10 protein-coding genes and 3 pseudogenes are annotated in these 11,536 nt (G+C 63.5%); 6 read left to right on the forward strand and 7 right to left on the reverse strand.

Annotation, left to right across the window (positions count from 1 at the left end; translation table 11 throughout):
• Positions 1-314: 314 nt before the first annotated feature.
• From ACRDUX_RS34350 to ACRDUX_RS34360, 3 genes and pseudogenes are all read left to right on the forward strand, one after another.
• Positions 315-554 (forward strand): annotated as a pseudogene (locus ACRDUX_RS34350) (alpha/beta fold hydrolase); the annotation flags it as partial.
• A 105-nt stretch (positions 555-659) separates the two neighbouring features.
• Positions 660-1,523, forward strand: coding sequence for a cyclopropane mycolic acid synthase family methyltransferase (locus ACRDUX_RS34355; RefSeq protein ID WP_526420903.1), 864 nt, complete (start codon positions 660-662; stop codon positions 1,521-1,523).
• A 133-nt stretch (positions 1,524-1,656) separates the two neighbouring features.
• Positions 1,657-2,553 carry a cyclopropane mycolic acid synthase family methyltransferase gene (locus tag ACRDUX_RS34360; RefSeq protein WP_526420905.1) on the forward strand — a complete coding sequence of 299 codons (897 nt, stop codon included), beginning with the start codon at positions 1,657-1,659 and terminating at the stop codon, positions 2,551-2,553.
• Between the two features lie 163 nt (positions 2,554-2,716).
• Here ACRDUX_RS34360 and ACRDUX_RS34365 read toward each other — a convergent pair.
• From ACRDUX_RS34365 to ACRDUX_RS34375, 3 genes and pseudogenes are all read right to left on the reverse strand, one after another.
• Positions 2,717-2,941 (reverse strand): annotated as a pseudogene (locus ACRDUX_RS34365) (mycothiol transferase); the annotation flags it as partial.
• Between the two features lie 356 nt (positions 2,942-3,297).
• The gene (locus ACRDUX_RS34370; RefSeq protein ID WP_526420907.1) at positions 3,298-3,990 is read right to left on the reverse strand and encodes a helix-turn-helix transcriptional regulator; all 693 of its coding nucleotides are present in this window, start codon (positions 3,988-3,990) and stop codon (positions 3,298-3,300) included.
• Positions 3,991-4,010: 20 nt separating this feature from the next.
• Positions 4,011-4,415 (reverse strand): nuclear transport factor 2-like protein, encoded by a 405-nt coding sequence (locus tag ACRDUX_RS34375; RefSeq protein ID WP_526420909.1) that lies wholly within the window; start codon positions 4,413-4,415, stop codon positions 4,011-4,013.
• A gap of 83 nt (positions 4,416-4,498) precedes the next feature.
• Here ACRDUX_RS34375 and ACRDUX_RS34380 point away from each other — a divergent pair, with 83 nt between their 5' ends.
• The gene (locus ACRDUX_RS34380; protein ID WP_526420911.1) at positions 4,499-6,193 is read left to right on the forward strand and encodes a GMC family oxidoreductase; all 1,695 of its coding nucleotides are present in this window, start codon (positions 4,499-4,501) and stop codon (positions 6,191-6,193) included.
• 134 nt (positions 6,194-6,327) lie between these two features.
• Here the strand turns inward: ACRDUX_RS34380 and ACRDUX_RS34385 are convergent.
• From ACRDUX_RS34385 to ACRDUX_RS34395, 3 genes and pseudogenes are all read right to left on the reverse strand, one after another.
• Positions 6,328-6,570: pseudogene (locus ACRDUX_RS34385) on the reverse strand (hypothetical protein); the annotation flags it as partial.
• Positions 6,571-6,763: 193 nt separating this feature from the next.
• Positions 6,764-7,657, reverse strand: a complete 894-nt coding sequence (locus ACRDUX_RS34390) for a helix-turn-helix domain-containing protein (protein WP_526420913.1) — start codon at positions 7,655-7,657, stop codon at positions 6,764-6,766.
• 137 nt (positions 7,658-7,794) lie between these two features.
• On the reverse strand, positions 7,795-8,589 hold the full coding sequence (locus ACRDUX_RS34395; RefSeq protein ID WP_526420915.1) for an SDR family oxidoreductase: 795 nt from the start codon (positions 8,587-8,589) through the stop codon (positions 7,795-7,797).
• Between the two features lie 535 nt (positions 8,590-9,124).
• Between ACRDUX_RS34395 and ACRDUX_RS34400 the strand changes: the two genes are divergently transcribed.
• Together ACRDUX_RS34400 and ACRDUX_RS34405 are read left to right on the forward strand one after the other, a co-directional pair.
• Entirely contained in the window at positions 9,125-9,934 is an 810-nt protein-coding gene (locus tag ACRDUX_RS34400; protein WP_526420917.1) for an LLM class F420-dependent oxidoreductase, read from the forward strand.
• A gap of 402 nt (positions 9,935-10,336) precedes the next feature.
• Positions 10,337-10,903, forward strand: a complete 567-nt coding sequence (locus tag ACRDUX_RS34405; RefSeq protein WP_526420921.1) for a dihydrofolate reductase family protein — start codon at positions 10,337-10,339, stop codon at positions 10,901-10,903.
• Between the two features lie 25 nt (positions 10,904-10,928).
• On the opposite strand, the gene ACRDUX_RS34410 is transcribed toward ACRDUX_RS34405, so the two are convergent.
• A partial coding sequence (locus tag ACRDUX_RS34410) for an SDR family NAD(P)-dependent oxidoreductase (RefSeq protein ID WP_526420919.1) occupies positions 10,929-11,536 on the reverse strand: 608 nt, incomplete at its 5' end.

Here is an 11,536-nt window from a genome sequence, read left to right on the forward strand (position 1 = left end):
GTCGCTTAAATATGTTGTGGCAGTGCGTGTTCGATTGATGAAACTCGGTTGACAGAGCGAAGGGGATGTGGTCGCCCGAGCTTTTTGGTGGCTCAGAGTAGCTCTTAGAAATATTGCCGCACAATAGATTCCGCGTCGCCTTAGCACCTGTGTCCGATAAGAAGCCGGGTGGTGAACGCAGTCGGGAGGACCGGTTGACTGACCGGATCGGCCTGGGCGTGCTGACCAGGCTGGTACACCGCGATCTTGTCGATGAGGTGCTCACCGACACCGGCCGCACCGAGCGCCGTCCCGGTCGGGATCGCCAGGTAGTTCTGCGCCGCTACGACCGGGTGATCACCGCTCCGACCGTCGTCATGCACGGTCTGGCCGACAAGTTGATGCTTGGCGGCCGGGCGATCGCGACCTCCATCCGGCGGGCGCGGTTCGTGCTGTTCCCCGGCATGGGCCACGAACTGCCCGAACCACTGTGGGATCAGATCATCGGCGACTTGAATGCAACTTTCATCGAGGGCCGGGCCAGGTCTTCTGACGTGCTCGATTCGGCTGGCTGATCGCAGATCGGATAACATTCCGGCTGCATTCATCGGGTGGGCCCATGACGCGTTTCGGGGGAACGCGCCGTCCGCCTCTGAACTATTAGGAAGGCGTCCCTCGCCATGCCCAAAGAACTGAAGCCGCATTTCGAAGACGTCCAGGCTCATTACGACCTCTCCGATGACTTCTTCCGGCTGTTCCTCGATCCCACCCAGACCTACAGCTGCGCTTACTTCGAGCGCGACGACATGACGCTCGAGGAGGCTCAGCTCGCCAAGATCGACCTGGCGCTCGGCAAGCTGGGCCTGCAGCCCGGTATGACGCTGCTGGATGTCGGTTGCGGCTGGGGCGCCACCATGCGTCGCGCCGTGGAGAAGTACGACGTCAACGTCATCGGACTGACGCTGTCGAAGAACCAGGCGGCCCACGTTCAGCAGAAGTTCGACGAGATGGACAATCCCCGCACCAAGCGGGTGCTGCTGGAGGGCTGGGAGCAGTGCGACGAACCCGTCGACAGAATCGTCTCGATCGGCGCGTTCGAGCACTTCGGCCACGACCGTTACCAGGATTTCTTCAAGATGGCGTACGAGTCGCTGCCTGCTGACGGTGTGATGCTGCTGCACACCATCATTGGCTTCAACCCGGCGCACGCCAGGGAACTGGGCATTCCGCTGACCTTCGAGCTGGCCCGGTTCGTCAAATTCATCATGACGGAGATCTTCCCCGGCGGACGCCTGCCGTCGATCCCAATGGTCGAGGAGTGCGCCGCCAAGGGCGGCTTCAAGGTGACGCGGGTGCAGCACCTTCAGCCGCACTATGCACGAACGCTCGACACGTGGTCGGCCGCGCTCGAGGCCCGCAAGGACGAGGCCATCAAGATCCAGTCCGACGAGGTGTACGAACGGTATATGAAGTACCTGACGGGTTGCGCGAAGATGTTCCGAGATGGACAGGTCGACGTCTGCCAGTTCACTCTGGAGAAATAGAAGGAGTTTCGGTTCCCGCGTCGTCCGGCATCCCTGACGCTCAAGCGGTCTAGCATCGCTACGTATCTCGCCTAGCGACCTGTCGACGCAACCACGGGCCGCGGAACGTTCCAGGAAGGTGGAGTACACGCAGATGGCCGACAAGCGATCAGTCACCACCGACATGCGTCCGCATTTCGAGGACATCCAGGCGCACTACGATCTCTCTGACGATTTCTTCGGCGTGTTCCAGGATCCGACGCGCAAGTACAGCTGCGCCTTCTTCACCGGGCCCGACGTGACGTTGTCCGAGGCACAGATCGCCAATGTCGACCAGCACCTCGACAGCCTCGATCTCAAGCCAGGAATGACGCTGTTGGAGGTCGGCTGCGGTTGGGGCCTGACGCTGCAGCGGGCCGTCGAGAAGTACAATGTCAACGTCATAGGCTTGACGCTGAGCAAGAACCAGAAGGCCTACTGCACCCAGCTGCTGGACAAGCTGGACACCAACCGGACGCACGACGTGCGGCTCGAGGGCTGGGAGCAGTTCCACGGCACGGTCGACCGGATCGTGTCGATCGAGGCATTCGAGCACTTCGGCTTCGAGCGGTACGACGAGTTCTTCAAGACCTGCTTTGACATCATGCCTGACGACGGCCGGATGACGATCCAGAGCAGTGTCGGCTTCCACCCCAATGAACTGATCGAGCGCGGCAAGAAACTGACGTTCGAACTGGCCCGCTTCATCAAGTTCATGATCACCGAGATCTTCCCCGGCGGCCGGATCCCGAGCACCAAGATGATGGTCGACCACGGCGAGAAGGCCGGCTTCACGGTGCCCGAGGTCCTTTCACTGCGCAATCACTACATCAAGACGCTGGGAATCTGGGCGAACCGCCTCGAGCAACACAAAGAAGAGGCGATCGCGGCCACCGACGAAGAGAACTACCGTCGCTACATGAAGTACCTCAACGGCTGCCAGTACTACTTCATCAACGAGACCATCGACGTCAGCCTGGTGACCTACCTGAAGCCGGGTGCGGGTGCCTGACGACGAAGCGGCGGCTGGGGGACCTCCCGCTTACGGGGGCGGGACGAGTGCGGAATCAGACAAGTCAAATCCGGCCTAACGCCGAGGAGTCGGCGCAGGTCCGCCTGTCAAATGAGCCGTCCAACGTTGCTGTAATTCCTGGGCGGTTCGGTAGCGAACTTCGCTAAGCCGACGCACCCTCAGTTCTACCCGGCCACCCCTTCGCCGACTGGAGTCTTGCCCACGGCGACAGCCAGCTGGTCGGCTCCCAGTCCTCAAGGCCGGCCAGCAGCTCGTAGAGGGTTGCGCCGTCGATGGTTTCGCGGATGATGTCACCGTGCCCGGCGTGCCGGGCCAGTTCCTCGATCAAGTGGAACAACACCCAGCGCACCGACCACGCGTCGACATCCATTGTCTATGGATGCGCGTTGCGTCCTGCGCTTCCAGGAGCCGTCCATAGCGTGCATACCCCTTGCGGCCTTCGGACGAGACGACGCTTTCTCTGTCCACGCAGTTGACGCACCAGCAAACCGGCGATCCGTTCGCCAACGTCTGACACACGCTGGCTGACGCGTCCGCAACCGACGATCAAATCAGCCGCGAAGCCCTGGCCCCACCGGTACAGATTCACCTCTGCACACGGAGGGAATACGGCGGAATCAAATATGGCAGGTTACCGGTAAGCCACTGCGTATCGCTCTGCTGCCCAACGGTTCTCGCCTATCGAGGTGTCCGTGTCATTCTCGCGGTTGCCGGCTCCGGGCGTCACCCGAGCCTCCGAGTGCGCCACCGCGACAGATCCGCGTCCAGCACCGCAGCATCGCGTTCGGGAAACACGTCTCCGGTGATCTCCAGGTGCCGGATGCGGTGGAGCTGAAATCCGCGGATGCCTTCGCGCAGCCGACACCATCCCACGAAAAGCCACGCATCACCTCCGCGCAGCAGACCCATCGCCTCCACGTCACGGGTGGTGTGAGTCTCGCCGTCCTCGGAGATGTAGCCCAACCGTACGACCCGGCGCGCGGCGATCGCCTCGGGAATCAGCGAGATCGCCGCCTCGGACGGCGACTGGGAGTCGATGACGTACATCGACGCCAACGCCTCATCGACTGGCGCGAGCTGATCCTCGCGGCTGATCGCGAGGACCTTCGCCCGCGCCCGACGCGCCGCCGCACCATACGGCGAGGTCTCCAACAAACCAAGCCCGGCGAGCACCGCCAGCGACTCCGGGACCGTGAGATTCAGCGGCGGCAGGGAGTGTTCCCGCAGGACCGAATACCCGCCCGACACCCCGTAGTCGGCGTAGATCGGGACCCCCGCGAGCTGGAGCGACTGGATGTCACGCTCAATCGTGCGCTTCGACACCTCGAACTCCTCTGAGAGCCGAGCGGCCGACCACGGCCGGCGTGATCCCCGCAGCAGATCCACCAGCGCGTACAACCGCTCGGCTCTCCTCATGAATATGAGTCTTCCCGGTCTCAGGTGAGGTGCGCGCGCGTCCCGGTCGTCGACCACACCTCGCGGATCAGTCCATCCGCTGTGAAATCAAAGACATCGATCCCGCCCGCAGCATGGTCCGCGACCTGAACGTTCCACAGCATCCGCCCGTGCGCGCCGTCCACGGCCCGCGAGACCTCGGAGAAGACCACATCCGAATGCTGCTCGCGATACCGATCCAAGAACCGAGCGAAACTCTCCGCGCCCAGGACGTCGTCGCCCGGGTTCGACCCGTCCGGCTCGGAGATCAGGAAATGAATCCGGAAGTCCTCACTGCAGATCCGACGAGCGATCTCACTGTCCGTGTTCCACATCTCCAACCACATCGCGAGCGCCGCATCCGCAGCAGCCCAGTTTGTACTCATGACTTCCGTGTTCTCATTCATGCCACCAGCATTAGACGGTGCCGCGACAACGGTATGTCGGTGTTTGAGTGCCGAATCCAGCCACGAAGCTCTAGTCTCCCCCGATGCCGGAAAAGAGCCCCGTCGCCGAATTCGACTTCGTCATCGTGGGAGCAGGCAGTGCGGGCTGCCTGCTCGCCAACCGGCTCAGCGCCAACCCTGATCACCGTGTGCTCTTGATTGAGGCCGGCGGCAAAGACAACTGGTTCTGGATCAAGGTCCCGGTGGGCTACCTGTACACAATCGCCAACCCCCGCACCGACTGGTGCTTCACGACCGAGGCCGACCCAGGTCTGGCCGGCCGCAGCATTCATTACGCGCGCGGCCGCGTGATCGGTGGCAGCTCGTCGATCAACGCCATGATCCATATGCGCGGACAGGCCAGCGATTACGACCTATGGGCCCAGGCCAACGGTGACGATCGCTGGCTTTGGGGTGGCCCGAACGGTGCCGGCGAGACACTGGCGATATACAGAAAGTTGGAAGACTACTTCGGCGGAGCCGACGACTGGCACGGTGCCGGTGGTGAGATCCCTGTCGAGCGGCCGCGGGTGCGCTGGAAGATCTTGGACGCCTGGCAGGCCGCCGCTGCCCAGGTGGGCATTGCCCCGATCGACGAGTTCAACCGCGGTGACAACACCGGCAGTGCCTACTTTCACGTCAACCAACGGCGCGGCCGTCGCTGGTCGATGGCCGATGCTTTCCTGCATCCCGTCGCCCAACGACCAAATCTCACCGTCTACACCCACACCCAGGCCGTGAAGCTGCTGATGGACGACCAGGTCCACGAAGGTCAGCGTCTCGGTGCCTGGATGACAGCTCAGCGCCGCGCCACCGGTGTGCGGCTACTCAAAGACGGCCAGATCATCGACGTCCAGGCCCGCCGCGAGGTGATCCTGAGCGCCGGAGCGATTGGGTCGCCGCATCTCATGCAGGCCTCGGGTCTGGGCCCGGCCGGGCTGCTTACCCAGCATCAGGTGCCGGTGGCCGTCGATCTGCCGGGAGTGGGTGACAACCTCCAGGACCACCTGCAGCTCCGAACGGTCTACCGGGTGCGGGGCGCCCGAACCGTCAACACGCTGTACCGCAATTGGATCACCCGTGCAGGCATGGGACTTCAGTACCTGCTGCTGCGCTCAGGACCCATGACCATGCCGCCCTCCACGCTGGGAGCTTTCGCCAAGAGCGATCCCGCGTTGGCCAGTCCCGATTTGGAGTGGCACGTGCAGCCCTTGTCTTTGGCCAAGTTCGGCGAACCGCTACATCCTTTCGGAGCGATCACTCCCTCGGTGTGCAATCTGCGACCCAGCTCGCGGGGCCACGTGCGCATAGCCAGCGCAGATCCGCTGACCTACCCGAAGATCTCCTGTAACTACCTGTCCACTGACGCCGATCGTGAAGCCGCCGTGCGCGGCCTCCGAATGACCCGGCAGATCATGGCGGCGCCGTCCCTGGCCCGCTACCACCCAGAAGAGTTGCTTCCCGGCCCGCAACTGGTGAGCGACGAAGATCTGCAGCAGGCGGCTCGTGAGCTCGGTACAACCATCTTTCATCCGGTGGGCACCTGCGCGATGGGAGCCTTTGACACGCGCGGTCTGCCGCGGTCGGCCGCTACGGTGCTCGACACCGACTGTCGCGTGTACCGCGTCGCCGGCCTTCGAGTGGCTGATGCTTCGGCGATGCCCACCATCACTTCCGGGAACACCAACGCGCCGGTCATGCTGATCGCAGAGCGCGCAGCGCGGGCGATCCTGGAGTAAGTCTGTCGACACCGAGTGCTCCCCCGGTTTGGCTGGTTTTGACTTGCTAACTGCCCCAGCGGCTTTCGCCAAGCTGCATGCCCGACAGTGGTTGAAGTAAGCCTGCGCCGTGTTGATCAGAGCCCGGAAGGTACGACCTTGCCGTTGACCGTCACTTCGACCTGGTCCGCTTCGTCGTTCTTGGCAGTGATCACGCCGCCCTGGAACTGTTGGAACACCACACCGCTCTCCCGTGCTCCCGCATTACGGTCACCCGTCAGTGGCTTGCCCAGAGCCTGCCGCTGATTCTCGGTTGCCGATGCGTACTTGGCCGCAATCGGACCGGTGGCGCCGACGCGTCGACGCTCTTGCCACTGCTGCAGCCCACGGTGATCAATGCGACGACGGCCAGGCCGACGACTCCCGTGTGGCGGTATCCGATCGTCCTCATGCGCTCGCTCTCCCGTCTTCCTGTGGCGTGGGTCAAATTCCGGCTGAACCGCTTGCCCCGCCGAACATGGCAACGCCAGGGTTGACGCCGTCGCCACCCGATCAGCGAACTGATAGTTGCGGACGTGGCCGAAGGGTGGGTTATCCGCTGGGGACATAAAGCTCGGTCGCCAACGTCTCCTGGCTGGCCCACGACGCCAACAGGGCCAGATTGTCGGCGGCCGGCCCGCCCGCAGCTGCGGTGTAGACATTCAGCTGCAGGCCAGGTTCGGTGGGCAGATCCATGGACTCGAAATTCAAGTCGAGCAGGCCCACTACCGGATGGTTCACACGCTTGGTCCCGTGTCCCTTCAGCCGCACGTTCCGAGATGCCCACTGCTGCCGGAATAGCTCACTGCCCTTGGACAATTCGCCCACCAAGGCGATGAGCTCCTCGTCGTGCGGATTATTACCCACTTCCATACGCAACATCGCGGCCGCATTTCGCGTGGCCTGGTCGTAGTCGACGAAGAACGTCTCGGCCTCGCTGGGATGCAAGTACACGAACCGCGCCGTGTTGGCGGGCCGTCGCGGGTCGGCTAGTACCGGTGAATGCAGCGCGCGACCAAGTTGATTCATGGCCAGCACGTCGAGGCGCCCATTGCGGATCAACGCCGGCGCACCGGTAATGGCGTCGAGCACCTCCTGCAGCGCGGGACGCACCGTCGCCTGAGATTTGCAGTACCGTCGACCACCAGGCGCCCCGGACTGGCGTGCGAGATGCAACAGGTGATCGCGCTCCGCTTCGTCGAGCTGTAAGGCCGTGGCTAGCGCCTCGAGCACGCCCTCCGAGGTGCCGGCCAGGCTGCCACGCTCGATGCGCACGTAATACTCGACCGAGACCCCAGCGAGTAGCGCTACCTCCTCTCGACGCAGACCCTCGACCCGACGTTTGCCACCGTAGGCGGGCAGGCCAGCCATCTCAGGCGCGATGCGGGCGCGACGCGACCTTAGAAACTCTCGAATCTCGGTGCGCAGATCAAGCGTGGCGTCCATCCACTCACCGTAGGCCCGCACCGCAAGCGAAGGGAGGTACCGCCATTACCCTGAAGCCTCGGCGTCCACCAGATCGGCACCGACACGTCGACACCGCCGACCACGTGGGGGGATAAACGCCAGGTCGTCGCCAAAGATCACGCGGTCGTGGCGATCCCTCCGTCGACGGGGATGACGGTGCCGGTTAGGTAGGCGCCTGCCCGGCTGGCGAGGAACACGGCGACACCCGCCATGTCGTCGTCGCGGCCGATCCGGCGCAGTGGGGCCGACGCCGCGATCGCCTCGCCAAACTCGTCGAGGGTTGCAGCCATCATCGTCGACGGGAACGGACCCGGCGCCACCGCGTTTACCGTGATGTGTTGCGGGCCCAGCTCCTTGGCGAGCACTCTGGTGAGTTGATGCAGCGCAGCCTTGCTGCTGGAGTACGAGTAGTTGGGCCGGTTGGGGATGTGTATGGCGGCGATGCTGCCGATGTTGATGATCCGCGCGGGATCGTCGGCGGTCCCAGCGCTGCGAAGTGCAGGCAGCAGGGCCTGCACCAGCCAAAACGGCGACTTCAGGTTGAGGTCGATGACCGTGTCCCAGGCTGCGTCCGGGAACGTCTCCAACGGCTCGTCCCACATTGCGCCCGCATTGTTGACGAGGATGTCGAGACTCCCAGAGTCGGCCGTGACGAGGTGAGCGAGGCGCTCACACTCTTCGTGCCGGGACAGATCGGCGGGGACCGCCCAGACGTCGCCGAATTCGGACAGCTGTTCCTGCGCCTGAGCGCACGCTTCTTTGTTGCGTGAGCTGATGATCACGTGGACGCCCGCCTGGAGAAGCCCGCGCGCGATCATCATCCCGATGCCCTTGGTGCCGCCGGTGACCAGGCCGCGCTTGCCACTCAGATCGAAAAGTTCTGCATGCGTACCGAGTTGGCTGTTTGCCACGTGTCGCCTTTCTCGTTGGTCGGACAAGACCGTCAGTTGATACGGTTGCGTCTTTGGTCCTGAAGATCCATTGCTTCTCTCCTGTGCCAGCCGGGGACCTCTCGTAGCAAGTTATGCGGTATTCCAGACGCAAAGGAGATCCCCGTAGTAGGGGTACTGACAGGGTCCCCCTTGTCCGGTAGCCACGTGACGGCGGCAAGCACTACCTCGACGCGGCGACGCCTGACCGGTGGACGCCGCTAGCGATCATCAAAGATTGCGATCCCAACGGATATGCGGAAAGTGCACACGCGGGGTTACCAGTAGTGAGCCACGCTCGGAGAAAACATATTTCGTCGTCGTCTCAGGAGCACTTGGTAGCACACCCCACCACCCCCATGCGTGAGGCTGTCGATTGGTCGGGCCCGCACACAGGCGTCTAGGCCGTTCACTGGATCGGCGAGCCCTCCACCAATGTCGACGTCGCGATCCGGAATAAACCCAGCACCCGATGAGCTTGGCCCAGGAGCCACCTTTCCCGAACCAAGGAGCATCCATGACCCGTCCAGTCCGCGTAGCCGTGCAGATCCAGCCCGGCGGCACGCCCGACTACGCCACCTGGCGCGACGCCGTCCTGGCCGCCGACGACCTCGGCGTCGACGTGATCTTCGGCTATGACCATTTCCACCGCCCTGCGATGAAGGGCATTGTCGACGGCAAGCCCGTCATGTTCGATGAGCAACCCGACGTCGCCAACTTCGAGGGCTGGACCGCGCTTGCGTCATGGGGCGAGATCACTTCTCACGCAGAGATCGGGCTCCTCGTCACCGGCGTCGGCTACCGCAACGCGGACCTGCTTGCTGATATGGCGCGCACCGTCGACCACATCAGCGGCGGCCGGGTCATCCTGGGTCTCGGCGCGGGGTGGTACGAAAAGGATTACACCACTTACGGTTACGACTTCGGCACCTTCGGGTCCCGCTTCGATCTGTTCGACGAGAGCCTGATCCGCATCGAGAAGCGGCTCGCCGCACTGATTCCGCCGCCCGTGCGCAAGCTCCCGATCCTCATTGGTGGCACGGGGCCCAAGCGATCGCTGCCCGCCGTTGCCCGCCACGCCGACATTTGGCACGCATTCCAGGACCTCGACGCGTTCCGCAGGTCCAGCGACCTCGTCGACGAACTGGCAGTGACGTTCGGCCGCAACGGAGCCGATATCGAACGCTCGACGCTCTGGGAGAACGCCGATAGCGCCGATGCCTTCCGCAAGGCCGGGGTCACACTGTTCCAGACCGAACTCACCGCCGATGACGGTTACGACCTCACGTCTCTCAAGCAGGTGGTCACGTGGCGGGATAACGCATGACGTCGGCGGCAGGCAGCCGCTCGGGCGCTGTACGGCCCTAGCTGCTTCCGCCGTCTCTAGGCGCGCGTCGGTTGGCGGCTGAGGTGCTGGCCGCGCGGAAGATCAAGGATCTTTCTGCTTCTGATGACCAGTCACAGGCATACCATGACGAAGCCGACGCCGTGGCGGCACCCATCGCGCAGTCCACTGCTCAGATGACGGCCGCAGCTGTGACGGCTCGCAACGCGGTCGCCTAGCTTCCCAACCTCCTGCACTGCTGGCGCCAGATGCACGAAGGCCCAGGTGAGGTATCCCCTGACCTGGGCCTTTGGCCGACGTCGACACCGCAACCCCGATCGTGGCGGGATGCGGGATAGGCAGCAATCAGCGATGAATATTGCCCTCCGGTGCAGTCTGATCTGCATGGGCAAACTCATCTATGGCTTCAACGTGTCGGTGGACGGGTATATCGCCGACGCGGAAGGCAGCATCGACTGGTCTGATCCGAGCGAAGAACTACACCAGTATTGGAACGACTTCGAACGGGAGACCGCTCTGTCGTTCTACGGGCGGCGGCTCTACGAACTGATGTCCGCATACTGGCCAACTGCGGACAATGCCCCGGACGCGAGCCCTCTGATCCTCGACTTCGCGCACATCTGGCGCGACATGCCCAAGGTGGTGTTCTCGCGCACCCTGGAATCCGTCGACTGGAACTCCCGCCTGGAGCGCGGCGACCCGGTCGAGGTGGTAACCAAGCTGAAAGCCGAAACTGACGGCAGCATGGAGGTGACCGGCGCGACGCTGGCCGCACCGATCGTGCAGGCCGGACTGGTGGATGAGTACCGGATCGTGCTCACGCCCACCGCCGTCGGCGGCGGCACACCGTTCTTTCCGACACTGCCGTCATGGATCTCGCTGCGACTGTTGGAGAACCGCACCTTCCCGGGCGGCACGGTCCTTCTGCGCTACGAGGCGAAGCACGACTGATCGGGGCCGCGGGTCGTCAGCCCACCTAGAGTGAAGCGATGCGGCCGCCGCCACCGTCGACTTCGTAAATTGATCCCGTCACGTAGCCGCACTTAGCCACGGCCGCGATGATCTCGGCGACTTCGATCGCTTGGCCGGGCCTGCGCAAAGGCAGCTTCTCACCAACGGAGGAAAGCAATTCCGTTCTGACTTCCGCGGGCAGGTAATCCCAAAACTGCGTATCGATCAGGCCTGGGCTGACGGCATTCACACGGATGGGCGCGAGCTCAGCGGCCAAGCTGAGGATGGCTCCCTCGACAGCGCCACTAACGGCGGCAGAACCGACCGCCCCCTGGATCGCAGAGCGCGCCGAAGCCGCTGACACAAAGGTGATCGAACCATTGGCGTTCACATTATGGGCGGCGACCTGTGCGACACGAAGCTGAGCGATCGCCTTCTGTTCGAACGCTGCTTTGACGCCATCGAGGTCGAGCTCGAGAAACGGGCCGATGGCTTTCGCGTCCCCACCGACGCTGATGATCACCATGTCGACCGAGCCGGCCTCCTCGAACACACGCGATACGGCGTCGCGGTCCAGAGCATCGGCTGCAACAGTTTCCACCCCGCCAATGCGCTCTGCGGCCGCCGCAAGTC

It is taken from the genome of Mycobacterium sp., assembly GCF_050701675.1.
In the GTDB taxonomy this organism is placed as follows: Bacteria; Actinomycetota; Actinomycetes; order Mycobacteriales; family Mycobacteriaceae; genus Mycobacterium.